23 protein-coding genes are annotated in these 23,502 nt (G+C 76.7%); 17 read left to right on the top strand and 6 right to left on the bottom strand.

Annotated elements, in window-relative coordinates:
• The first annotated feature begins 325 nt into the window (after window positions 1–325).
• From ABD990_RS07515 to ABD990_RS07480, 8 genes are all read left to right on the top strand, one after another.
• On the top strand, window positions 326–2,116 hold the full coding sequence (locus tag ABD990_RS07515) for a GAF domain-containing sensor histidine kinase (RefSeq protein WP_345379300.1): 1,791 nt from the start codon (window positions 326–328) through the stop codon (window positions 2,114–2,116).
• A gap of 128 nt (window positions 2,117–2,244) precedes the next feature.
• Window positions 2,245–2,805: an Rv1733c family protein gene (locus tag ABD990_RS07510; protein WP_345379299.1), complete on the top strand. Its 561-nt coding sequence runs from the start codon at window positions 2,245–2,247 to the stop codon at window positions 2,803–2,805.
• 154 nt (window positions 2,806–2,959) lie between these two features.
• Window positions 2,960–3,382, top strand: a complete 423-nt coding sequence (locus tag ABD990_RS07505) for an STAS domain-containing protein (RefSeq protein ID WP_345379298.1) — start codon at window positions 2,960–2,962, stop codon at window positions 3,380–3,382.
• A 79-nt stretch (window positions 3,383–3,461) separates the two neighbouring features.
• Window positions 3,462–3,674, top strand: coding sequence for a hypothetical protein (locus ABD990_RS07500; protein ID WP_345379297.1), 213 nt, complete (start codon window positions 3,462–3,464; stop codon window positions 3,672–3,674).
• A gap of 144 nt (window positions 3,675–3,818) precedes the next feature.
• Entirely contained in the window at window positions 3,819–4,730 is a 912-nt protein-coding gene (locus ABD990_RS07495; RefSeq protein WP_345379296.1) for a universal stress protein, read from the top strand.
• Window positions 4,727–5,617, top strand: coding sequence for a universal stress protein (locus ABD990_RS07490; protein ID WP_345379295.1), 891 nt, complete (start codon window positions 4,727–4,729; stop codon window positions 5,615–5,617). The genes ABD990_RS07495 and ABD990_RS07490 overlap by 4 nt, the downstream gene beginning before the upstream one ends.
• A gap of 88 nt (window positions 5,618–5,705) precedes the next feature.
• Window positions 5,706–7,094: an MFS transporter gene (locus ABD990_RS07485; RefSeq protein WP_345379294.1), complete on the top strand. Its 1,389-nt coding sequence runs from the start codon at window positions 5,706–5,708 to the stop codon at window positions 7,092–7,094.
• A gap of 59 nt (window positions 7,095–7,153) precedes the next feature.
• Window positions 7,154–9,058: a helix-turn-helix domain-containing protein gene (locus ABD990_RS07480; protein WP_345379293.1), complete on the top strand. Its 1,905-nt coding sequence runs from the start codon at window positions 7,154–7,156 to the stop codon at window positions 9,056–9,058.
• 36 nt (window positions 9,059–9,094) lie between these two features.
• On the opposite strand, the gene ABD990_RS07475 is transcribed toward ABD990_RS07480, so the two are convergent.
• On the bottom strand, window positions 9,095–9,565 hold the full coding sequence (locus ABD990_RS07475) for a GNAT family N-acetyltransferase (protein WP_345379292.1): 471 nt from the start codon (window positions 9,563–9,565) through the stop codon (window positions 9,095–9,097).
• Window positions 9,566–9,621: 56 nt separating this feature from the next.
• A complete protein-coding gene (locus tag ABD990_RS07470) occupies window positions 9,622–10,059 on the bottom strand; it encodes a CBS domain-containing protein (RefSeq protein WP_345379291.1) in 438 nt (145 codons plus the stop codon).
• 163 nt (window positions 10,060–10,222) lie between these two features.
• Here ABD990_RS07470 and ABD990_RS07465 point away from each other — a divergent pair, with 163 nt between their 5' ends.
• Window positions 10,223–11,032 (top strand): nitroreductase family protein, encoded by an 810-nt coding sequence (locus tag ABD990_RS07465; RefSeq protein WP_345379290.1) that lies wholly within the window; start codon window positions 10,223–10,225, stop codon window positions 11,030–11,032.
• Window positions 11,033–11,053: 21 nt separating this feature from the next.
• Here the strand turns inward: ABD990_RS07465 and ABD990_RS07460 are convergent, their stop codons facing one another.
• A complete protein-coding gene (locus ABD990_RS07460; RefSeq protein ID WP_345379289.1) occupies window positions 11,054–12,046 on the bottom strand; it encodes an Acg family FMN-binding oxidoreductase in 993 nt (330 codons plus the stop codon).
• A 195-nt stretch (window positions 12,047–12,241) separates the two neighbouring features.
• Between ABD990_RS07460 and ABD990_RS07455 the strand changes: the two genes are divergently transcribed.
• On the top strand, window positions 12,242–13,960 hold the full coding sequence (locus ABD990_RS07455) for a sensor histidine kinase (RefSeq protein ID WP_345379287.1): 1,719 nt from the start codon (window positions 12,242–12,244) through the stop codon (window positions 13,958–13,960).
• A 21-nt stretch (window positions 13,961–13,981) separates the two neighbouring features.
• Here ABD990_RS07455 and ABD990_RS07450 read toward each other — a convergent pair whose 3' ends face one another.
• Window positions 13,982–14,629 carry a response regulator gene (locus ABD990_RS07450; protein WP_345379286.1) on the bottom strand — a complete coding sequence of 216 codons (648 nt, stop codon included), beginning with the start codon at window positions 14,627–14,629 and terminating at the stop codon, window positions 13,982–13,984.
• Between the two features lie 286 nt (window positions 14,630–14,915).
• On the opposite strand from ABD990_RS07450, the gene ABD990_RS07445 reads away from it, so the two are divergent.
• Complete coding sequence (locus ABD990_RS07445) at window positions 14,916–15,578, top strand: RNA polymerase sigma factor (protein WP_345379285.1); 663 nt, start codon at window positions 14,916–14,918, stop codon at window positions 15,576–15,578.
• A complete protein-coding gene (locus ABD990_RS07440; RefSeq protein ID WP_345379284.1) occupies window positions 15,571–16,338 on the top strand; it encodes a hypothetical protein in 768 nt (255 codons plus the stop codon). Before ABD990_RS07445 ends, ABD990_RS07440 begins: the two co-directional genes overlap by 8 nt.
• A 317-nt stretch (window positions 16,339–16,655) precedes the next feature.
• On the opposite strand, the gene ABD990_RS07435 is transcribed toward ABD990_RS07440, so the two are convergent.
• Entirely contained in the window at window positions 16,656–17,879 is a 1,224-nt protein-coding gene (locus ABD990_RS07435) for an APC family permease (protein WP_345379283.1), read from the bottom strand.
• 224 nt (window positions 17,880–18,103) lie between these two features.
• Here ABD990_RS07435 and ABD990_RS07430 point away from each other — a divergent pair, with 224 nt between their 5' ends.
• On the top strand, window positions 18,104–18,490 hold the full coding sequence (locus ABD990_RS07430; RefSeq protein ID WP_345379282.1) for a YciI family protein: 387 nt from the start codon (window positions 18,104–18,106) through the stop codon (window positions 18,488–18,490).
• Window positions 18,491–18,493: 3 nt separating this feature from the next.
• The gene (locus tag ABD990_RS07425) at window positions 18,494–19,744 is read left to right on the top strand and encodes an RNA polymerase sigma factor (protein WP_345379281.1); all 1,251 of its coding nucleotides are present in this window, start codon (window positions 18,494–18,496) and stop codon (window positions 19,742–19,744) included.
• On the opposite strand, the gene ABD990_RS07420 is transcribed toward ABD990_RS07425, so the two are convergent.
• Window positions 19,745–20,458, bottom strand: a complete 714-nt coding sequence (locus ABD990_RS07420) for a FadR/GntR family transcriptional regulator (RefSeq protein WP_345379279.1) — start codon at window positions 20,456–20,458, stop codon at window positions 19,745–19,747. It lies immediately after the preceding gene.
• A gap of 95 nt (window positions 20,459–20,553) precedes the next feature.
• On the opposite strand from ABD990_RS07420, the gene ABD990_RS07415 reads away from it, so the two are divergent.
• From ABD990_RS07415 to ABD990_RS07405, 3 genes are read left to right on the top strand one after another with little or no spacing between them, the layout of a single operon-like run.
• Entirely contained in the window at window positions 20,554–21,357 is an 804-nt protein-coding gene (locus tag ABD990_RS07415; RefSeq protein ID WP_345379277.1) for a (Fe-S)-binding protein, read from the top strand.
• Window positions 21,354–22,856, top strand: a complete 1,503-nt coding sequence (locus tag ABD990_RS07410; protein ID WP_345379275.1) for a lactate utilization protein B — start codon at window positions 21,354–21,356, stop codon at window positions 22,854–22,856. Before ABD990_RS07415 ends, ABD990_RS07410 begins: the two co-directional genes overlap by 4 nt.
• Window positions 22,853–23,461, top strand: a complete 609-nt coding sequence (locus tag ABD990_RS07405) for a LutC/YkgG family protein (protein WP_345379274.1) — start codon at window positions 22,853–22,855, stop codon at window positions 23,459–23,461. Before ABD990_RS07410 ends, ABD990_RS07405 begins: the two co-directional genes overlap by 4 nt.
• Window positions 23,462–23,502: the final 41 nt, after the last annotated feature.

The following is a 23,502-nucleotide window of genomic DNA, read 5'->3' as shown; positions in this document are numbered from 1 at the left end:
CCGTCGCGGCGGGGGTCCGCGGGGCGGTGTTCGGGGCGGGACGGCTCGGGGCGCGACGGCTCGAGGCGGGGGAGGGCGCGATCACCGCCCCAGCCTCCGTGCCGGACGCCCCCGCCCGGCAGGGTCGGAAGTCCCGGGGTCCGGGTGTCCCGGCTCACCCTGCCGTCCCACGGGCGGGTCCGCGGGATGCGCCGCGCGGGGGCCGGTCCGTTGCCCTGCCGGAGCCCTGGCGCGCAGGTCCCGCTCTGCGTAGCGTTCGGGTTCGTGGCGCGGCCGGGGACGTCGACGCGCCACGCGGCCGGCCGGGGACCGCGGAGGGGGCACGATGTCCGTCGACGAGCCGGTCGCCGGTGCTGGGGCGCAACGGCGGCCGCGGGACGGTGTGCCCCCCGACCCTGCGCTGACCTTCCCCGACCAGCCCCGGCTCGAGCTCGACCAGCTGCTCCGCCAGCTGGTGCAGCGCGCCGGCGAGGTCATGTCCACCCAGGGCCGGCTGCGCGGGTTGTTGCGCGCCAACCAGACCGTCATCACCGATCTCACGCTGCCCGTGGTGCTGCGCCGGATCTGCGAGGCCGCCCGGGACCTCGTCGACGCCCGGTACGCGGCGCTCGGGGTCCTCGGCGGCGACGGGCGGATCGCCGAGCTCGTGCACGTGGGCATGGAGGAGGCGATGGTGCGCCGGATCGGCGAGCTGCCCCAGGGCAAGGGGCTGCTCGGCGCGGTGATCGACGAGGGCAGGCCGATCCGGCTGCGCACCCTCGACGCCGACCCCCGATCGTGCGGCTTCCCGGGCGGGCACCCGCCCATGGGCAGCTTCCTCGGCGTCCCGATCCGGGTGCGGGAGGAGATCTTCGGGAGCCTGTACCTCGCCGACTGCACCCGCGGCGAGTTCACCGCGGAGGACGAGGAGCTCACCCGCGCGCTCGCCGCCACCGCAGGCGTGGCGATCGACAACGCGCGCCTCTACGAGTCGACCCGACGCCGCGGCGAGTGGCTCGCCGCCACCGCCGCCGTGACCCGGGAGACGCTGGACCCGTCCGACGGGCACCCGCTGTGCACGATCGCCGAGCGCAGCCGGGAGCTCGCCGACGCCGACCTCGCCGTCGTGCTGCTGCCGGACGACGACGGCGTGCTGCGGATCGAGCTGGCGGTCGGCGGCCCGGGCCAGCACACCATGGCCGAGCACCTGAAGGGCCGGACCGTCCCGCGGGAGAAGACGCTGTCCGGGCACGTCTTCGACACCTCGCAGCCGCTGCGGCTGTCGCACCCGGGCGAGCTCGCGTATCTCGAGCCGGCCGTGGCCGTCGCCGACCTGCACATCGGGCCGATCCTCGTCGTCCCGCTGCTCGGGGCCGAACGCACCGAGGGCGTGCTGCTGCTGAGCCGGCGGATCGGGCGGCTGCCGTTCACGGAGGAGGACCTCGAGATGACGGCGGGCTTCGCGAGCCAGGCGGCGGTGGCGCTGGAGCTCGCCGAGTCCCGCGTGGAGCGGGAGCGGCTGCGCGTGCTGGACGAGCGCGAGCGGATCGCCGCGGACCTGCACGACCACGTCATCCAGCGGCTCTTCGCGGCCGGGCTGTCGCTGCAGGGCGTCGCGTCGCGGCTGGACGGGCCCGAGGCCGACCGGCTGGCCCAGGTCATCGGGGACCTCGACGACACCATCGCGCATATCCGCACCAGCATCTTCTCGCTGCAACGGACCGGCGACGACGAGGGCGTCCGCAGCCGGATCCTCGCCGTCGTCACCGAGGTGGCCCGGCTGCTCGGGTTCACCCCGCTGCTGCGCTTCAGCGGCCCCGCCGAGACCCTGGTCGCCGCCGCGCACGATCCCGCGCTCGCCGACGACCTCGTCGCCGTGCTGCGCGAGGCGCTGACCAACGTGGCGAAGCACGGCCGCGCGTCGCGCGTGGAGGTCGACGTCCTGGCCGAGACCCACGACGGCGACGACCGGCTCACCCTCGTGGTGACGGACGACGGGGTGGGCCCCGGGCAGGGCGCACGGCGCAGCGGGCTCGCGAACCTGGAGCGGCGGGCGGCGCGCCGCGGCGGCACCTTCGAGCTGCGTCCGCACACCCCGCGCGGCTCCCGGCTCCGCTGGGCGGCTCCGCTGTCCTGAGCGGCCGCCGCGCCGATCCTCCTGAGCGGCCCCCGCGCCGATCTTCCCGTCGAGGTCCCGACCCACGTCGGGACACCTGCGGACCTTCGGCCCTGCCCGGCGCCCGGCGTCTTCCCGAGGCTGTCGCCATGCCCGCACCGCCGCGCCGGGACCGGCCGCCCCGGCGGCGCTCGGACCGCCTCGCGGACCTCGCCGCGTGGGTGGTCTGTGCGCTGGCGATCGTCGCCCTGGGCGCGGCCCTCGTCGTCGGGCTCGACATCCACGGCGACCTCTCCGCCCGCGCCGCGGCCGAGGCGCGCGAGCGCACACCGGTCACCGCCGTCCTGGCCGAGGACGTCCCCGTCGTCCCCGAGGCCGGCAGCCGGATCCCCGCCGACGTCCGCTGGATCGGGCCCGACGGGCTCGAGCGCACCGGCCGCACGGAGGTCACCGCGCCGAAGCAGGTCGGCGACGAGGTCGAGGCCTGGGCGACGGACGACGGGCAGCTGGTCCGCGCCCCGCTCGCCGGGTCGGAGGTCACGTTCGTGGCCGTGACGTCGGGTGCCACGCTGCTGCTGCTCGCCGGGCTCACGCTGGCGGGCCTCGGGCGGCTCGCGTTCGCCGGGGTCGCGCGGCTGCGCGCGGCCGAGTGGGAGCGGGAGTGGGCCGAGGTCGAGCCCCGCTGGACGGGCCGGGCCTCCACCGGTTGACGGTCCGGTACGTACGGGTTCGGTTGCCCGCAACCGGGACCTTGGTCCCCCTCGCCCGGGACCTCCGCGGGTACTGACGGGCGCGTCCCGCGACGGACGCTGCGTCCACCCCCACGCCGACCCTCGCCCGGAAGGGCGGGGAAGGAGCGAACCCATGGCCCCGGCGCTTCCCGTCCAGCTCTCCGTCGAGGTGCCCGGTGCCGGGACCGTGCTCGTGCGCGTCGCCGGCGACCTCGACGCGGGCAACGGGGCGCGGTTGCTGCGCCTGCTCGACGACCTGCTGCGGGACTCGTCCGCGCTCGTCGGCGGCGCGGCGGCGGGCGGGGGCGGGTCGCGGCTGGTCGTGGACCTGCGCGACGTCCGCTCCTTCGACTGCCGGGGCCTCGACGTCCTCCGGCACGCCCGGTACCGTGCCGCGACCGTCGGGGTGGAGCTGGCCGTCGCCGGCGTGGAGGACCGCAGGCCCGTGCTGCCCGGCCGGGTCCTCGCCCTGCTCGACTCCGTGACGGCCGACGACTCCGCGACCGCCGACGACGCTCCCGCCCCCGGCGCCCGCGTCCCGGCTCTCACCGGCTGAGGACCAGGAAAGGCCGAAGGACCCTGGCGCCGGCACCCCGCTGCGCGCTAGACGTCCGGGGCGAACCGAGGAGGGTGTCGTGCACCGGAAAGACCTGCGGTACGAGTCGGGCCTCATCGAGGCGATCTGGGTCGGGGAGTGCCCCGCCTGCGGCGCCACGGTCCGGGTCAACCACCCCGCCCAGGCGCGCAGCTGGGAGTCCGCGCACTCCCGGTGCGGCTGCGGGCGCCCCCTCGTCCCGGACGAGACCGGCCGCGGCTGGCGGCCCCGGCGCGGCACGCCCGTCGGCTGACGGCGCGTCCACCGGACGCGCGCCGGCGGCGGGGTCCTTCGTCCCCTTCCCCCGGGCCGGAGAGCCGCAGCGGCGGCAGCCGGCCCCGGGCCACCGTGTGCGGGGACGCCCGCCGTCACGAGCGGGGCGTCCGGGGGAGGGGCGATGACGAACGAGCCCGGTGGAGCGGTGGTCGCCGGCGTCGACGGCTCCGGGACCGCGCTCGACGCCACGCGGTGGGCGGCGGCGGAGGCGGTGCGCCGCGACACGCGGCTCCGGCTCGTCGCGGCCGTCGGCTGGACGACCTTCCGACCGCCCGGCCTGCCCGCGCTCGGGCAGGAGTACCAGCGGCAGGCCGGCGCACGCGCCGCCGAGGAGCACCTCGAGGCCGCGGCCGGAGCGGCCCGCGAAGTGGCCCCCGGCCTGGAGATCGAGCGCGAGGTCCGCGGGGGCGAGCCCCAGGTCGTGCTGCGCGCCGAGGCCGAGCGGGCGGCGCTGCTCGTGCTCGGCACGCGCGGCCGCGGCGGTTTCACCGGCCTGCTGCTCGGGTCGGTCGCGCTCGCCGTCGCGCGGCACGCGGCGTGCCCGGTGGCGGTCGTGCGCGGCACCCCGGCGCCCGACGGCCCCGTCGTGGTGGGCGTCAACGGCGGGGACGAGCCGGGCGGGAGCGAGGACGACGCCGCGCTGGGCGTCGCGTTCGAGGAGGCGGCGCGCCGGTCGGTGCCGCTCGTCGTGGTGCACGCGTGGAGCGAGGCCGTGCTCGATCCGTTCCTCGTGCCCCTGCTCGACCGGAGCGCCGTGCAGGCGGAGCAGGAGAAGGCGCTCGAGGGTCGGCTGGCCGGCTGGTCCGGGAAGTACCCGGGCGTCGACGTGCGCGCCGTGATCGTGGTCGACGGCGCCGCGCGCGAGCTCGTGGCGCGCTCCGCGGGGGCCGGGCTGCTCGTCGTCGGCTCGCGGGGCCGGGGCCCGATCGCCGGTGCGCTGCTCGGCTCCGTGAGCCAGGCCGTCCTCCACCACGCCGCCTGCCCGGTGGTCGTGGTGCGGCCGGAGGCGGAGCCCGCGGAGGGTCGCCCATGACCGTGCAGGGCACCGTGGTCGCCGGGATCGACGGCTCCGACCTGGCGATCGGGGCGGCGCGCTGGGCGGCGGCCGAGGCGGCCCGGCACCGCTGCGTGCTGCGGCTCGTGCGCGCCTACCGGATGCCGCCGGCGTCGAACCCCGAGGCGGCCTCGCTGCTGTGGTCGCACGCCCACCACCAGCTGTGGAACGCCGCGCACCGCGTCCGCGCGGTGGTCCCGGAGCTGGCCGTGGAGCAGGCGGTGGTCGAGGGCGACCCGACCGAGGTGCTGCTGCACGAGTCGGCCGGGGCCCGGCTGCTGGTGGTCGGGACCCGGGGCGTCGGCGGGTTCGCCGCGCTGCTGGTGGGCTCGGTCGGGGCGGCACTGGCGCGGCGGGCGGAGTGCCCGCTGGTCGTGGTGCGCGGCCCGGTGCTGCCCGACGCCGCGCTGACCCGGGCCGATCGCACCCGCCCGGTGGTCGTGGGCGTCGACGGGTCGCCGGCGGGCGAGACGGCCCTGGCCTTCGCCTTCGCCGAGGCCGACGCCTGGTCCGCCCCCGTGGTCGCCGTGCACGCCTGGCTCGAGCACCTCGAGGAGGCCGACGCGCTCGCGGGGCTCGCCGAGCTGGAGCAGCACGAGCGCGAGGTCCTCGCCGAGCGGCTCGCGGGCTGGACCGGCAAGTACCCCGGTGTCCCGGTGTCGCGGGAGCTGGTGCACGGGCCGCCCGCTCGCGCGCTGGTCGCCTGGTCGGACACCGCACGCCTCGTCGTCGTCGGCTCGACCGGGCGCGGCCGGGTCGGCCGGGCGCTGCTCGGCTCGACGGGCCGGGCGCTGCTGCAGCACGCGAACGCACCGGTCGCCGTGGTCCGCCCCGACGCCGCCGGGAACCGCGACCCCGGGCCCTGACAGCGGGAGTCGACCACACCGAAACCGGACGACGGTGTGGTGTCGCCACATACTCGGCAGGGGTGCGGCGGCACTACCGTCACCGACCATGACACAGCCGTCGAGCCGCGGCCCCGCGGGAACCCCGCCGCGCACCTCGTTGATCAAGGTCGTCGCCGCCTCCATGCTGGGCACGACGGTCGAGTGGTACGACTTCTTCCTCTACGGCGTGGCCGCCGCCATCGTGCTGCCGCAGGTCTTCTTCCCGGCGGCGGACCCGGTCGCCGGCACGCTGCTGTCGTTCGGCACCTTCGCGATCGGCTTCGTGGCGCGCCCCCTCGGCGGCCTCGTGTTCGGCCACTACGGCGACAAGCTGGGCCGCAAGAAGCTGCTGGTCGTGAGCCTGCTGATGATGGGGCTGTCGACCTTCGCGATCGGCCTGCTGCCGGGCTACGCGACGATCGGCGTCGCGGCGCCGGCGATCCTGGTGCTGCTGCGGCTGATCCAGGGCTTCGCGCTCGGCGGCGAGTGGGGAGGCGCCGTCCTGATCGTGTCCGAGCACGGCGACGCCCGGCGCCGCGGTTTCTGGGCGAGCTGGCCGCAGGCGGGGGCCCCGGCCGGTCAGCTGCTGGCCAACGGCCTGCTCGCGCTGCTCGCGGTGGTGCAGTCCGAGGAGGCCTTCAACTCCTGGGGCTGGCGGATCCCGTTCCTGCTCTCCGCAGTGCTGGTGCTCATCGGGCTCTACGTGCGGCTGTCGGTCGAGGAGTCGCCGGTCTTCCGGGACGCGCAGGCGAAGGCCGCCGAGCGCGCCGCGGCGGGCCAGGCCCAGACCCCGCCGATCCTCGAGGTGCTGCGCCGCTACCCGCGCGAGGTCCTCACGGCGATGGGCGCCCGGTTCGCCGAGAACGTCTCGTACTACATCTTCACCATCGTCGTCTCGACGTACATGAAGGAGCGCTTCGGCCTGCCGTCGTCCTTCGTGCTCGGCGCGGTCCTGATCGGTGCCGCGGTGCACGTCGTCACGATCCCGCTGTGGGGCCTGGTGTCGGACCGGATCGGCCGACGGCCGGTGTACCTGCTCGGCGCGGTCGGCGTCGGCGCCTGGGCGTTCGCGTTCTTCGCGCTGCTCGACACGCAGAGCTTCGGGCTCACGGTGCTCGCCGTCGTCGGCGGACTGATCTTCCACGGCGCCATGTACGGGCCGCAGGCCGCGTTCCTGTCGGAGCTGTTCGGCACCGGCGTCCGATACTCGGGCGTGTCGATCGGCTACCAGCTCGCGTCGGTCGCGGCCGGTGGCCTCGCGCCGCTGATCTCGGTGGCGCTGCTCGCGTCGTTCGGCACGGGTTACGCGATCGCCGCCTACGTCGCGGCCAGCTCGCTGATCACGCTGATCGCCGTCGCCTCCTACCGGGAGACCCGCAACCGCGACCTCGCCGCCGACGACGGCTTCGGCAGCACGAAGGCCATGCCGGACGGGACCGCCCCGGCCCGGAACTGACGGGCGCCCCGGTGGCCCTGGCGCTGCCCCCGGGCGCGCTCACCGTGCAGGATGCGCGGGTGGCGCGCACCGTCCTCGACCTGCTCCGCCTGCTCGCCGACCGGCTCGACCGCGCCGACGGCACCGGTCCGGCCGGCGAGCTGGAGCGGGCCGCGACGGAGCTCGCGGGCTCCGAGCCCGAGGCGGGCGCGCTGGTCCTGCGCATCCGGTCGGCGATGGACGCCGGCCGCCGCCGCGAGACCGAGCTCGCGGCACTGGTGGAGACCGCCCGGGAGCTCACCTCCCAGTCCGACACCGGCGGGGTGCTCGACGCGATCGTCCGCCGGGCCCGGGCCCTGCTGGGCACGGACCTCGCCTACCTGACCCTCTACGACGCCGACCGCGGCGACACCTACATGCGCGCCACGGCGGGCTCGGTGTCGCCGCGGTTCCAGGCGCTGCGGCTGCCCCTCGGCGCCGGGCTCGGCGGGCTCGTCGCCGCGACCCGGACGCCGCACTGGACCGGCAACTACGGCAGCGACGAGCGCTATCGGCACACCGAGGAGATCGACGCCGCGGTGGGCGAGGAGGGCCTGGTCGCGATCTGCGGGGTTCCGCTGCTGGTCGACGCCGAGTTCGTCGGGGTGCTGTTCGCCGCCAACCGCACCGCCCGGCCGTTCGCGCCGGAGGAGGTGGCACTGCTCGGCTCGCTCGCCGCCCTCGCGGCCGTCTCGCTGGTGCAGGCCCGCCAGCTCGCCGACACCGCCGCGGCCCTCGACGCGCTGCGCACGGCGCACGCCGCGATCGCCGAGGCGGCCGCGGCGCACGACCGCTTCGCGGGGGTGGTCCTCGAGGGCGGTGACGTCGCCGACCTGGCCGAGGCCCTCGGCCGCCTGCTCGGTGCGTGGGTGGTCGTCCTCGATCCGGACGGCGCGGCCGCCGCCCGCTTCGGCGAGGTGCCCGGTCCCGGCTGCTGGTCCGCCGCGATCCGCGCCGCGGACGAGGCGCCGGGCCGGCTCGCCCGGGCCGAGGGGACCGGTGTCGAGGGAACCCGGGCCGGGGGAGCCCGCGCCGAGGGGACGTGGGCCGTGGCGGTGGTCGCGGCCGGGCAGCGGCTCGGCACGGTCCTCCTCGGCGGCGTGCCCGAGCTCGGCGCGGGCCAGGTCCGCACCGTCGAGCGGGCCGCGATGGTCACGGCGCTGGTGCTGTTGTTCCGGCAGCGCGAGGCCGAGGCGGACCGGCGGGAACGGGCCGAGGTGCTCGCCGAGCTGCTCGCGGCGGCCGACCGCCCGCGGCCCGCGGTGCTCACCCGGCTCGGCGAGCTGGGGGTGGCCGCGCGCCGCCCGCACGTCCTGCTGGTCTGCCGTTGCGCACCCGGCCGGCGACGGGCCGTGCTGCGGGACGCCGCGGCGGCCGGCGGGCGGGCCGGGCTCGTCGCCGAGCACGAGGGCGCGGTCTTCGCGCTGCTGCCCGGTTCCGACCCCGCGGCCGTGGCCGAGCCGCTGGCCCGCCCGGCGACCGCGGAGGAACCCGACGGCGCCGTCACGGTCGGCGCGGCCGGCCCGGTGCAGCCCGCGGCCGGGCTGGCCGGGGCGCTGGCGGAGGCGCGCCGGTCGGCCGTGGCGCTGCTCGCGCTCGGCCGCGCCGGCGAGGCGGCCGCGGCACCCGACCTGGGCTTCGCGGGGCTGCTGCTCGGCGACCGGCCGGACGTCGCCGGCTACGTGGCGGGGGTGCTCGGCCCGGTCGCCGAGCACGACGCCCGGCGCGGCAGCGAGCTGCTGCGCACGCTCGAGTGCTACTACGCGGCCGGGGCCAGCCCGAGCCGCGCGGCGGCCGCGCTGCACGTGCACGTCAACACGGTCGCGCAGCGGCTCGAGCGGATCGGGGCGCTGCTGGGCGACGGCTGGCAGGAGCCCGACCGGGCGCTGGAGATCCAGCTGGCGCTGCGGCTGCACCGGCTCGGCGCGTCCGGGCGGCCCGGCTGAGCCGACGCGGGGGTGCCCGGCCCGGCACCCCCGCCGTCAGTTCACCTGCGCGCGGGGGACCCGCTTGCGCAGCTCGCCGTCGGCCTTCTCCTCGAACCCGTGGGCCTTCAACCAGCCGGAGATCTCCTCGCGGTCCGGGTGCGTCATCGGCACCACGTTGTAGACGTAGTTGAGGTGCCGCTGCGCCGCCTCGCGCTCGAGCCGGTCGAGGATCACGGCGCCCAGGCCCTCACCGCGCCGGTCGGGGTGCACGACGATCAGGATCTCGGCGTCCCCCCACGAGTCGTCGAGCCGGCCGTAGCCGATCACGCCGCGCTCGTCCTCGGCGCGCCACCACTCGTCGGCGAGCGCGTCGCCGTCCGCGGGCGAGCCGAGGCCGAACAGCGTGGTCGGGAGTTCGCCGAACGCCTCGGCCTTCGCCGCGTCCCAGCGGGCGGGCGCCTCCTTGGTCCAGCCGCCCCCGTCGCGGGTCGCCTCGACGTCCACGTCGTCCTCCTCGGTGGTCACGGCGGGAGCCGGTACAGCGGCGTCACGGTACCGCCGCGCGCGGGGTGCCGCCCTGCTCACCGGACCCGGCCGGCGAGGGCGTGGACCAGGTCCGTCGCCGTGACGAGGCCGACCGGCCGACCGCCCTCCACGACGAGCAGGGCGTCCGTGCGCTCGTCGTCCATGCGGGCGGCGATCTCGTGCAGCGGGGTGTCCGGCGGGACCGCGACGACGGGCCGCAGGACGTCCGCGACCAGCAGCGTCGCCGCGCCGAACGGGCCGCGGCGGGCCGCGAGCCCGCGCAGCAGGTCGACCTCGGCCACCATCCCGACACAGCGCCCCTCGCGGACCACGGGCAGGTGCCGGACGTTCCCGGCCACCATCAGCCGCAGCGCGGTGGGCAGGGGTGTCGCGGGGTCGACGCCGACGAGCCGGTGCGTCATCACCGCGCGGACCGGCGGGTCGTCGTCGAGGGTCTCCGGTGGGGCCGGGCGCTCGTGCCGCTGCTGGGTCATGGTCGCTCCTCGGTCCGGTCCTCGGCCCGAGCGTCGCGCACCGGGACCGCGGGCGGCAGGGGCCGACGGCCCGAACGCGGCCCGACCGCGACGCCCGGGCTCCCGGCCACCGGGGACCTTCGCCTCTCGCGACGGCCGGTGGCGGGTGCGAAGACTCGGCGCCATGTCCGCACACCCGGTGGCCACCCCGGAAGCGGCGCAGGCGGCGCCCATGGCGCTGCGGATCGCCCCGCTCGTCGACGCGGCCCGGTCGGCCGCGGCGCCGGAGGGGTCGGCGCCCTGGTTCGTCACGGCCGTCGACGACGGCGTCGCCGTCCGGTCGGTGGTCCGGCGCTGGTCGCGCGCCGAGGAGCCGCCGGCCCGGGTCACCCGGGTCGCCGCGGGCGCGGGCCTGCGCGCCATCCGGCTCGCGGTGGCTGCGCAGGGCCGCCGCCCGCAGGTCACGCACCCGGTGGAGGAGGGCCTGCTCGCCGTCGTGCGGCCCGGCGAGGCGTGTGCACCGCGGCCGGTGGAGCGGGCGCTGTACGCCGCGCTCCGGGACCGGGCCAGGCCGCACCCGCCGACCGGTCCGCGTGGGGCCGCGGCCCGGTCGGTGCTGCGGCGCGCCGCCGAGACCGAGAGCGCATGGCTGCGCGGGATCGACCACCCGGTGGTCCCGGGCGACGAGCTCGGCCCCACCTGGCCCGACCCGCTCGACGACGAGGAGCCGGACCGGGGTCACCCGCCGGAGCCGGAGTTCGTGCTGGTCGGCGCGGCGGGCCGGGTGCCGCACGCGGACCTGCGCACCGGGCAGGCCGTCGAGGCGCTGCGGCTGACCGCCGCCCTGCTCGGGCTGCACACCGCCGTCGTCGCGGCCCCCGCGGACCCTGCGGCGCTCCGGGCGCGCCTGCCGGACCGGTTCCGGGACGTCGTCGACGGCGCGCGGGGCAGCACCGTCGCGGTGCTCGAGTTCTGGTGGAACGGCGCCGGCTGACGGGCACGACGACGCCGTCGGTCAGTCCGGGTGGTCGCTCCCGGGCAGCAGGAGCTCGGCCAGGGGCCGGCGGGGCGTCGCCGGGACCGGCCAGCCCTGCCCGATGCGCAGTACGACCTGGGGCGGCCGGATGCCGCTGATCAGCCGTCGCATGCTCTCCCGGACGTCCGGGACCTCCACGAGCTGGGAGAGGAAGGACACCGCGAGCCCGTGCACGGTCGCGGTGAGCAGCACGCGTTCCATGGCCTGGCCGGCCCGGACCTCCTCGCGCGGGCCGTCGGCGTACGCGCTGAGCACCGCGACCAGCGGCTCGGCCTCCACGCCGTCCGCGGTGTGCCCGGTACCGCCGCTGAAGTCGCGCAGCACCCAGGTCGCGTTCGGCCGGGGCAGCGGCCCGCCGGCCGCGGCCGGGACGCCGTCGACGCGCCCGTCGTCCTGCCCGGTCCAGCGCTCCAGCTCGGCGACGAACTCGGGGTCGGCCATCTGCCGCTCGTGCGCCTGCCGGGCCATCGCGCCCAGCTCGGCCCGCTGTGCCGGGTCGCTGACGAGGTCCAGCCAGGCGCCCTCGTCGAGCGCCGCCCGGCGCAGGGCGTGCCGCGCGGGCGTGGGCACCTCGGCGTCGGTGAAGGGCCGCCGGTTGGTGCGGCGCCGCGGGACGGCCTCGAGCAGCCTGCGCTGCTCGGGCGTCGGCGGGCGCACCCCGCCGCGCCGGACCGTGGCCACGAGATCCGGGCGCCCCGGATCGGGCATCAGCGTGACGAGCGGGCGCACCCCGTGGCCGACGAGGGCCAGCCGGAGGTTGTACAGCGCCGCGCCGCACGCGATCCGCAGCTCGCGCCCGCTCGGGTCCGCGATCGCGAGCTGCCGGGACGTGTCGGCGTGCAGCTCGATCCCGTCGGCGCTCAGGCGGAAACACCAGGGCTGCGTGTTGTGCAGCGAGGGTGCGCGGGCGGCCGCCCCGACGGCGTCCCGCAGCTGCCCCTCGGTCAGCCCGAGCGAACCCGTCTCGATCATCAGCGCTCGCCGTCCGAGGTCCCGCGGGTCCCCGGTCGGACCCGTGCACAGCGTGCGAGCGGCGGGACCCCGGACACTAGCGTCGAAGGTCCCCAGTGGGCGGGGTGTTCGGCCCGTGGCGGCGGGCCGCGGCGGGCTTGTCGTGATCGCGCGGCGAGTGACACCGTGTCCCGCGGACGAGCGACGGGAGGGCCGATGACGCGGCCGGATCACGGGCCCGACGAGGGCCCGGCGGTCTCGGAGGTGCTCGCCGGGCTGCGGCTCGACGAGCTGCTCGGCGAGGTGCAGGAGCGCCTCGGGCAGATCGTCGCCGCCCGGGACCGGATGCAGAGCCTGCTCGACGCCGTGCTCGCCGTCGCGGCCGGGCTCGAGCTGGAGGCGACGCTGCGCCGGATCGTGCAGTCCGCCGTGGACCTGGTCGACGCCCGGTACGGCGCACTCGGCGTGCTGGCCCCGGACGGGTCCATCTCGCGGTTCATCGACGTCGGCCTGCACCCGGGGGTGCGCGAGACGCTGGGCCCGCCGCCCACCGGGAAGGGCCTGCTCGGCCAGCTGATCCTGGAGCCGCATTCGCTGCGGCTCGCCGACCTGACCGCGCACCCGTCGTCCGTCGGCTTCCCGGCGAACCACCCGCCGATGCACAGCTTCCTCGGTGTCCCGGTCCGGGTCCGGGACTCGGTCTACGGCAACCTCTACCTGACCGAGAAGGTCGGCGGCGGCGAGTTCACCGCGGACGACGAGGTCGTCCTGCACGCCCTCGCGGCGGCCGCCGGGATCGCGGTGCAGAACGCCGACCTGTTCGAGCAGGGCCGGCAGCGGCAGCACTGGCTGGAGGCGCTGGGGGAGGTGCGGGGCGAGGTGCTCGCGGGCGCGTCGGACGAGGAGGTGCTCCGGCTCGTCGCCGTGCGGACCCTGGAGCTGACCGCCTCGACCGCGGCGGTGGTGCTGCTCGGGCCGGACGAGGACGGCCGCTATGCGCTGGGCGGCAGCGCCGGGCGGCCGCTCGGCCTGCCCGAGACCGGGATCCGGGCGGGCGCGGACCTCGACGAGGTCGCCGAGAGCCGCAGCCCGGTCCTGGCGGGGTCGCCGGTGGCCTTCCTCGACCACGCCGGTTCGGTGCCGGCCGATCTCGGACCGTCCGTCGCGGTGCCGATGCGGTCGGGGGAGCGGGTGATCGGGGTGCTGGTCGCGCTGCGGCGGACCGGCGGCGAGCCGTACCGCTCCAACGAGGTGCCGCTGGTGACCTCGTTCGCCGAGCAGGCGGCGCTGGCGTTGGAGATCGCGGAGAAGTCGCGGGCGCAGCGGCAGCTCGACGTGCTGGCCGACCGCGACCGCATCGCGCGCGACCTGCACGACCACGTCATCCAGCGCCTGTTCGCCACGGGGCTGAAGCTGCAGAGCACGCTGCGGCGCGCGGTGCGCCCGGACGTCCAGGAGCGGATCAGCCAGGCCGTCGACGAGCTCGACGAGACCGTCCGCGAGATCCGGACCTCGATCTTCGACCTGCACGGCACGGACCGCGGCGGCGGGAGCGTCCGGCGGCGGCTGCTCGACACGGTCGACGAGATCGTCGACGGGTCGGCCCTGACGCCCTCGATCCGCACCTCCGGCCCCGTCGACACCCTCGTGCCGGACGACCTCGTGCCGCACCTGCTGGCTGCGGTGCGGGAGGGCACGAGCAACGCCGTGCGGCACTCGGGCGGCCGCACCGTCACGGTCACCGTGGAGGCGGGGGCCGACCTCGTCGTCCAGATCGTCGACGACGGCACGGGCATGCCGGACGACGTCGCGCGCAGCGGGCTGCACAACCTCGCCGACCGGGCCGAGGAGCTCGGCGGCACGCTGGAGGTGCGCCGGCGGCCCGGCGGTGGCACCCGGGTGACCTGGCGGGTGCCGATCGACCACGCCGGCTGACGATCGCGACCGCCGCCGGCGTCAGCGGGCGCGGCGGCGGCGTTCGGTGGCGTAGACGGCGGCCTCGGTGCGCCGGGAGAAGCCGAGCTTGTGCAGCAGCGAGGAGACGTAGTTCTTCACGGTCTTCTCGGCGAGGTAGAGCTCGGCGCCGATCTGCCGGTTGGTGAGGCCGTCGGCGATGAGGTCGAGGATCCGCCGCTCCTGCGGGGAGAGGCCCTCGTAGCGGGGGTCGTCGGGCTCGGAGCCGTGCCGGAGCCGTTCGAGGACCAGGGCGGTGGCCTTGGGGTCGAGCAGCGAGCCGCCCGCCGCCACGGTGCGCACGGCGCCGATCAGGTCGGTACCGGCGACCTGCTTGAGCAGGTAGCCCGCGGCACCGGCCATGATCGCGCCGAAGAGGGCCTCGTCGTCCGAGTACGAGGTGAGCATCAGGCAGGCCGGCGGCGGGTCGAGCGTCGAGCGGATGTCGCGGCAGACGCTGATGCCCTCGCCGTCGGGCAGCCGGACGTCGAGGATCGCCACGTCCGGCCGGGTGGCCGGGATGCGGGCCAGGGCCTGCGCGGCGGTGCCGGCCTCGCCCACGACCTCGATGTCGTCCTCGGTCTCGAGCAGCTGGGCGATACCGCGACGGACGATCTCGTGGTCGTCCAACAGGAACACCGAGATGGTCACGGGCCCTCCTCGTCCTCGACCGGTCCGACGCTAACGGCTCGCGCAACCCCTGCACCCCGCCCCGAAGGTCCGGGCCGCGAGGGCCGAAGGTCCCCCCACCACCGAGCGGGTCCGTTCGCCCGCGGGGCTCGCCCGATCAGGGCCCGGGATCGGCGCAGTCGGAGCAATCTCCCCGATCACTGCCACGGGTTGTAACGACCGTGCGGGGCGCGGCGCTGAGGGCGTGGCGGGCCGGACGGAGACGCCCCCCGACGTCCGGCCCGTCATCGAACGACCTGGAGGTGGAGTGCCCGCCCTCGCCAGCCCGACCGCGGCGCCCGTGGCCGCGGCCCGTGACCAGACCCTGCTCGAGGACGCGCTGGGCGCGGCCCGGGCGGGGGACGAGTGGGCCTTCGTCGCGCTCTACCGCGACCTGCAACCACGCCTGCTGCGGTACGCCACCGCACTGGTCGGCGCCGACGCCGAGGACGTCACCGCCGAGACGTGGCTGCACGTCGCGAAGGACCTGCGACGCTTCTCCGGCGACCTCGACGGCTTCCGCGGGTGGGTCACCACGATCTGCCGCAACCGGGCGATGGACTCGGCGCGGGCCCGCACCCGCCGCCCCGCCGACCCCGCGGAGCCGGCGGACCTGGTGGCGCTCGCCGACCTCCGGCAGACCGACGGCGCGGTGCTCGACGGGCTCGCCACCCGCTGGGCGCTGGACCAGATCCTGGCCCTGCCGCGCACCGAGGCGGAGGCGGTGCTGCTGCGCGCGGTGATCGGGCTCGATGCGCCCACCGCCGCCGAGGTCCTGGGCAAGCGGCCCGGCGCCGTCCGGGTCGCCGCGCACCGCGGGCTCCGGCGGCTCGCCGAGCGGCTGCGGGCGGACTCCGACGGCGTGGGCGTCGGGCACCACGGACCCGGGCGCCACGGATCCGGCGAGCGGAGAGGGGCCGCCGATGTGTGAGCACTGCACGGTCCGGGGTGCCGACGCCGCCCCGACCACCTGGATGGCGATCGCGGACGTCGACCGCCTGCTCGACGGCGACGGCGGCCCCCGCGACCTCCGCCGTCTGCTCGACGCGGCCGCCGCCCCCGGCACCCCCGCCGAGCTCCGGGGCGAGCGCGACGCCCTGGCCGCCTTCGCCTCCGCCGCGACGCCCCGGGGCCGGTGGCGGCTGCGCCGGGCGACGGTCACCGCCTCGGGCGCGGTGGCGGCCAAGTCCCTGGCCGCCGCCCTCGCCGTGGTGGGCACCGCGACGGGCGGCCTCGCCCTGGCCGCGAGCGAGACGCACTCGTCCGACGCCACGACCGCCCGCACCCCGGAACAAGGCCCCACCTGGTCGGCGCCGGGGGAGCACGCCGCGGGCGTGGCCGGCGCGGCCCTCTCGGCGGTCGCCGGCGTCTCCGCCGCGGATGCGGCGGGGGCTCCGGTGTCGGGGCACGAGGTGGCGGCGCACGGGATCGGGGGTGGCGCAGGGGCCGCCGGCGGCCGGGGAGCCGGTCCCGGCGGACCGGGCGCCCACGGTGCCGCACAGGACAGCGGGGGCAACTCGATCGACGCGGGCCCGGGAGGGTCGGTCGGCGAGTCCGTCGCCGGTGCTGCGAGCAGCGGCGCGTCGGGCGGGGCCCCGAGCGGGGTGTCGAGCGGCGGGGAGGCCGGGGACTCCGGCACGACCCCGCCCGGCCTCGTCCGCCGGGCCGAGACGCCGGCCGGGCCGAAGTAGGGCTCACGACGCACCTTCGGGCGAACCTCGCGGTGCCGCCGGCCCGCCGGGGTGGCTTCCGCGCAACCGTCGGAGATCGAACCGTCAGCCCCCCGAACCGTCCGACCGTCTGACGGTTCGATTTCCCATGGTTCCCGAAGTGGGGCCCGGCCGCGGCGGTCGGGGGGCATCGCCTGCCGCGGCCGGGTGTCGAGGGTGCGCGTGATCAGCGTCGCTGGCCCCCGGTTGCCCCAGGAGAGGCCGACCGATCAGCGTCTGCGGGCCGCTCGGTCCGCAGATGCGGGACGAAGGTCCCGGGACTGGTTCGGGCCCGGGCGTCAGCCCGTCCGCCGCCGCACCCACCGGTATCCCACCCCGACGGCCACGACCCCCACTCCGACCACCACCGACGTCCACGGCAGGGTCGCGGCGAGCACGGCGCAACCGACCATGCCGAGTAACTGGAAGGCGTGCGGGTACCGGCGCTCCGCGGCCGGCTGCCCGACCGCGGCGAGGTTGGCGACGAAGTAGTAGAGCAGCACGCCGAAGGACGAGAAGCCGATCACGCCGCGGAGGTCCACCGTGGACACCAGCACCACCACGATCAGGGCGACGGCGATCTCCGCGCGGTGCGGCACCGACCGTCGCGGGTGGACCGCGGCGAGCGGCCCGGGCAGGTCCGACTCCCGTGCCATCGCCAGCACGGTCCGTCCCACGCCCGCGACGAGCCCCAGCAGTGCGCCGAGGGAGGCGAGCGCACCGCCGACGGCCGCGACCCAGGCCGCGCCGGGCGGGAGCACCTCGGCCAGCGGTGCGGTGGAGCGGGCCAGCCGCTCCGGGCCGAGCACGAGCAGCAGCACGACGCCGACGGCCGCGTACACCACGACCGCGCCGGTGAGGGCGAGGGTGATCGCCCGGGGGATGGTGCGTGCGGGGTCGCGCACCTCCTCGCCGAGCGTCGCGACGCGCGCGTACCCGGCGAACGCGAAGAACAGCAGGCCGGCGGCCTGCAGGATGCCGTAGACACCGGACGGGCCGGTCAGGTCGGCGGGCTGCAGCGGCCCGCGGACCGCCGCGGTCAGCAGGATCGCGGCCAGCGCGAGCAGCACCAGCGCGACCAGGACCCGGGTCAGCCGCGCCGTGCGCGTCACGCCGGCGAGGTTGACCCCGGTGACCAGGACGACGGCGAGCACCGCCACCGGCCGCTGCCACGCGACGGGCACGAGGTAGGCCGCCGCCGTCAGCGCCATCGCCGCGCAGCTGGCCGTCTTGCCGACGACGAAACCCCACCCCGCGACGAACCCCCACCACGGTCCCAGCCGCTCCCGGCCGTAGACGTACGTGCCGCCGGACCGCGGGTAGCGGGCGGCGAGCTGGGCCGAGGACGTCGCGTTGCACCACGCGACGACGGCGGCGAGGGCGAGTCCGATCAGGAGCCCGGAGCTGGCCGCGGCGGCCGCGGGCGCGAACGCCGCGAACACCCCCGCGCCGACCATGGAGCCGAGCCCGATCACGGTCGCGTCGAAGGTGCCCAGCCGGCGCTGCAGCGCGGGAGTACTCATCGGGCGAGACGGTAGCGGGGATCGGCCGAGCGGCGCCGCGTCGTCGTGCCGGAGCCGGTCACCGCCTCCCGGAGGACGATCCCGCGACCACGCCGGCGAGCCGGCCCGAGGCTCGGCGGACCTGTGACCGACGTCACTCAGGGCAGGATGTCGAGTGCGGGCCGCCCGCTCCGTACGTGCTGACGACGGACGCCCGCCGGGCGCCGCCGACGAGAGGAGACGTCGTGAAGTACCTGCTCATCATGCAGATCGACCCGGCCGTGCTGGAGAGCCTGACCGAGGCGCAGGGCCGCGAGATCGAGACCGGGCACGGGCGGTTCATGGAGGAGATCACCCGCACCGGGGAGCTGATCGGGACGCAGGCCCTGGCCGATCCCTCCCGCAGTGCGGTCGTGTCCGTCCGCGACGGCGCGACAACGGTGACCGACGGGCCGTTCGTGGAGGCCAAGGAGTACATGGGGGGCTTCTACGTGATCGACGTCGAGACCCCGGAGCGGGCGTACGAGCTGGCCGCGAAGATCCCCGACGCCGGCATCGAGGGGCTCGCGGTCGAGGTGCGCCCGGTCGTCTTCACCGCGGGCTTCGGCCTCACGGAGCCCGAGGAGTCCTGAGGGATGACCGACCGCACGCTCGAGGACCTGCTGCGCGAGTGTGCGCCGCAGGTCCTCGGCGTGCTCGTCTCCCGGTTCCGCCAGTTCGACCTGTGCGAGGACGCCGTGCAGGAGGCCCTGCTCGCGGCGGCGACGGCATGGCCGGAGAGCGGGATCCCGGAGGAGCCGGTCGGCTGGCTGGTCACCGTCGCCCGCCGCCGGCTCACCGACCTGTGGCGCAGCGACAGCGCGCGCCGGCGCCGGGAGGAGGCGGTGGCCGTCGATCCCGCCGGGACCGTCGACCTCGAGGCGCCGGCAATCGACGACAGCCTCGAGATGCTGCTGCTCTGCGTGCACCCGGACCTCACCGAGGCGAGCCGGATCGCGCTGACGCTGCGCGCCGTCGGCGGACTCACGACCGCCGAGATCGCCCGCGCGTTCCTCGTCCCCGAGGCCACGATGGCCCAGCGGATCAGCCGGGCGAAGGCCACGATCGGCGCGGGCGGCGGCTTCACCCTGCCCGCGGACGTGCGGACCGAGCGGCTGGCCGCCGCCCTGCACGTGCTCTACCTGATCTTCAACGAGGGCTACACGGCCAGTGCGGGTCCCGGCCTGACGCGGGTCGACCTGTCCGCCGAGGCGATTCGGCTGACCCGGATGCTGCACCGCCTCCTGCCCGCGGACGGCGAGGTCGCCGGGCTGCTCGTCCTCATGCTGCTCACCGACGCCCGACGGGACGCCCGCACGGACGCCGACGGCCGGATGATCCCCCTGGCCGAGCAGGACCGCGCCGGCTGGGACCACGCCGCGATCCGCGACGCCACCGCGCTGCTCGAGCGCACCCTCGCCCGTCGCGAGGTCGGCCCGTACCAGCTGCAGGCGGCGATCGCGGCCGTGCACGCCGAGGCGCCGACGGACGCCGACACCGACTGGCGGCAGATCGAGATCCTCTACCGGCTGCTCGAGGAGTGCACGGACAACCCGGTGGTCACGCTGAACCGGGCCGTCGCCGTCGGGATGGCGTACGGCCCCGAGCGGGGGCTGGAGGTGCTGGACCGGGTGGCCGGCGACAGGCGGCTGGCGCGGCACCACCGGCCCGACGCCGTGCGCGCCCACCTGCTGGACCGACTCGGGGACCACGAGGCGGCGCGCGAGCACTTCCGGAGGGCCGCCCGCGCGACCCTCAACCTCGCCGAGAAGCGCTACCTCGAGGACCGGGCCCGGCGGGCGGGATCGGCCGCCACCCCGCCACCGGACGACGACCCGGGCACCTGATCACGGCAGGCGGCGGTGGAAGGCGCGGATGTGTGTTTCCATCCGCTCGGCGGCCCGCGCGGCGTCGCCCGCCTCGATCGCGTCGAGGATCCCGCGGTGCTCGCGGCGCAGCTGCGCGCGCAGGCCGGGCCAGTCCTCCTCGGCCCGCATCCCGTCGAGCAGCGCGCCCCGCAGCGACTCGCGGATCGCCGCGGTCAGCTCGCTGACCAGCCGGTTCCCGCCGGACTCGGCGATCGCCACGTGGAAGGCGGTGTCGAGCGGGTTGAACTCCTCGCGCGGGAGGTCGGCGTCCATCGCCGCGAGCGCCTCGCGCAGGCGCACGCGATCGGCGGGGGAGTGCCGCTCGGCGGCCGACGCGGCGCTGGTCCGCTCCAGCATCACCCGCGCGCCGGTGAGGTCCTCGGCCGGGAAGGAACTCACGGCGAGGTGCACCTTGAGCAGCCGGGAGAGCGCCTTCGCCGGGGCGGGGACGATCACGGTGCCGGAGTCGCTGCCGGTGCCCTGCTGCGACCGCACGACGCCCTGGGCCTGCAGCACGCGCAGCGCCTCGCGCACCGCCTGCCGGCTCGCGCCCAGCATCGAGGCCAGCTCGCGCTCCGGGGGCAGCCGGTCGCCCGGGCCGAGCGCCCCCGAGACGAGCTGCTCCTCGATCCGCTCGATCACGAGCTCGTAGGTCGGGACGCGCTGGACCTGGTCCCAGCGTGGTGCCGCCATCTCCACCCCCTCGGTGGACGCGAGCGTAGCGTGCGGGCTAAGGTCCGACCATAGTCACGACCTGGTTTCACACTCCGTCCACCACCGGAGGCACCGTGCCCGTCGGCCTGCTTGTCACCTGCCTGAACGACGCCCTGTTCCCCGACACCGGCCGCGCCGTCGTCACCCTGCTGCGCCGGCTGGGCGTCGAGGTCGACTTCCCGGCCGCGCAGACCTGCTGCGGTCAGCCGATGGTCAACACCGGCTACCTCGACGAGGCCGTCCCGCTGCTGCGCCGGCACCTGGAGGCCTTCGCCGGGTACGAGGCCGTCGTGGTGCCGTCCGGCTCGTGCGCGGGCTCGGTGCGCCACCAGCACCGCCTGGTGGCCGAACGTTCCGGCGACCCCGGGCTGGTGCGGGCGGTCGAGCAGGCCCCGCCGGTGTACGAGCTCTCGGAGTACCTGGTCGACGTCCTGGGCGCGGTCGACGTCGGGGCGTACTTCCCGCACCGGGTCACCTACCACCCGACCTGCCACTCCCTGCGGATGCTCGGCGTGGGCGACCGCCCGACCCGGCTGCTGGAGGCGGTGCGCGGGCTGCGGCTCGTCGAGCTGCCGGCCGCCGCCGAGTGCTGCGGGTTCGGCGGGACCTTCGCGGTGAAGAACTCGGAGACCTCGATCGCGATGGGCGCGGACAAGGCGCGGCACGTGCGGGAGTCCGGCGCCGAGGTGCTGGTCGCGGGGGACAACTCCTGCCTCACCCACATCGGCGGCCTGCTCTCCCGGCAGCGGTCCGGGGTGCGGGTGATGCACCTCGCCGAGGTGCTGGCCTCGACCGAGCCGGTGATCGAGGAGCCGCCGCGGGAGGCCGACCGCGGGTCCGCGGGGAGCGCCGCCCTCGCGACCGGGGGTGCCCGGTGAGCGCGACCTTCCTCGGCACCCCGGCCTTCCCGACCGCGGCGCGCGCCGCCCTGGGCGACACCCAGCTGCGCCGCAACCTCGCCCACGCGACCGGCACGATCCGGGCCAAGCGCGCGGCCGTCGTCGGCGAGGTCGAGGAGTGGGAGCGGCTGCGGCGCGCCGGTGCGGCCCTGAAGGACCGCACGCTCCGGCACCTGGACACCTACCTCGCGCAGCTCGAGGAGTCGCTGACCCGGGCCGGCGCCACCGTGCACTGGGCGCGCGACGCCGCCGAGGCCAACCGGATCGTCGTCGACATCGCCCGGGGTCACGGCACGGACGAGGTCGTCAAGGTCAAGTCCATGGCGACGGCGGAGATCGGGCTCAACGAGGCCCTGGAGGCCGCCGGGATCCACGCCTGGGAGACCGACCTGGCCGAGCTGATCGTGCAGCTCGGCGAGGACCTGCCCAGCCACATCCTGGTCCCGGCGATCCACCGCAACCGCTCCGAGGTACGCGAGATCTTCCTGCGCGAGATGGGCCGTCACGGGAAGGCGGCGCCGCGTGACCTCACCGACATGCCCGCCGAGCTGGCGGCGGCCGCCCGGGCGCACCTGCGGGAGAAGTTCCTGCGCGCCAAGGTGGCGGTGTCCGGCGCGAACTTCGCCGTCGCCGAGACCGGCACGCTCGCCGTCGTCGAGAGCGAGGGCAACGGCCGGATGTGCCTCACCCTGCCCGAGGTGCTGGTCAGCGTGGTGGGGATCGAGAAGCTGGTGCCCACGTGGGCGGACCTCGACGTCTTCCTGCAGCTGCTCCCGCGCAGCTCCACCGGCGAGCGGATGAACCCCTACACCTCGATGTGGACCGGCGTGACCCCGGGCGACGGGCCGCAGGAGGTGCACGTCGTGCTGCTCGACAACGGGCGCACGGAGGTCCTCGCCGACGAGGTCGGCCGGCAGGCGTTGCGCTGCATCCGCTGCTCGGCCTGCCTCAACGTGTGCCCGGTCTACGAGCGCACCGGCGGGCACAGCTACGGCTCGGTCTACCCCGGGCCGATCGGCGCGATCCTCACCCCGATGCTGCGCGGGATCGGGCGCGGTGGCGAGGAGGGGGCGCAGCTCGACTCGTTGCCGTACGCGTCGAGCCTGTGCGGGGCCTGCTTCGAGGTGTGCCCGGTGCGGATCGACATCCCGGAGGTGCTGGTGCACCTGCGCACGAAGGTCGTCGACGCGCACCGCGGCGAGCTCAAGGTGCAGAACCTGGCGATGAAGGCGGCCTCGTGGGCGCTGGCCGACGCGCGGCGGACCGCCGCGGCGGAGAAGGTGTCCGGCGCGGTGGGGCGCGTCCTGCGCGGCACGAAGCGGCGCGCGCCGGGAGGACGCGGGGTGCTCGGCGCGCTGCCGGGGCCGGCCGCGGCCTGGTCCGACGCGCGGGACGTGCCGGTGCCCGCGCCCGAGTCCTTCCGGGCCTGGTGGGCACGCACCGACGGGGGCCGGAGCGAGAACGGGGGAGCGAAGTGAGCGCGCGCGAGGAGGTCCTGGGCCGGGTGCGGCGGGCGTTGCGCGACGTCCCGGCCGCCGAGGCCCCGGCCGACGTCGCCGTGGACCGGCCGGAGCCGCGGCCGACCACGCCCGACGATGTGGAGCTCTTCGCCGAGCGGGTCGCCGACTACAAGGCGACCGTGGTGCGCTGCACCCCCGAGGACCTGTCGACCCATCTCGCCGCGGCGCTGCAGGGCGTCCCGCGCCTGCTGGTGCCCGCGGACCTGCCCGAGGAGCTGCGCCAGGCCGACGCGATCCTGGACGACGACCTGACGACCGCCGAGCTGGACGGCGTCGACGGCGTGCTGACCACGGCCGCGCTGGGGATCGCCGAGACCGGGACGATCGTGCTGGACCACGGCCCGGGACAGGGCCGGCGCGCGGCCACCCTGGTGCCGGACCTGCACGTCTGCGTGGTGCGGGCGGACCAGGTGGTCGCCGACGTCACCTCCGCGGTGGCCCGCCTCGACCCTGCCCGCCCGCTGACCTGGATCAGCGGGCCGAGCGCCACCAGCGACATCGAGCTGGACCGGGTCGAGGGCGTCCACGGCCCCCGCACCCTCGTCGTCCTGCTGGTCGCCTGAGCGAACGGCACTCTCGCTCATTCCTAGTGAGCGAGAGTGCC

The organism is Pseudonocardia yuanmonensis (assembly GCF_039542425.1).
In the GTDB taxonomy this organism is placed as follows: domain Bacteria; phylum Actinomycetota; class Actinomycetes; order Mycobacteriales; family Pseudonocardiaceae; genus Pseudonocardia; species Pseudonocardia yuanmonensis.
This window is presented reverse-complemented; position numbering and strand designations above follow the sequence as displayed.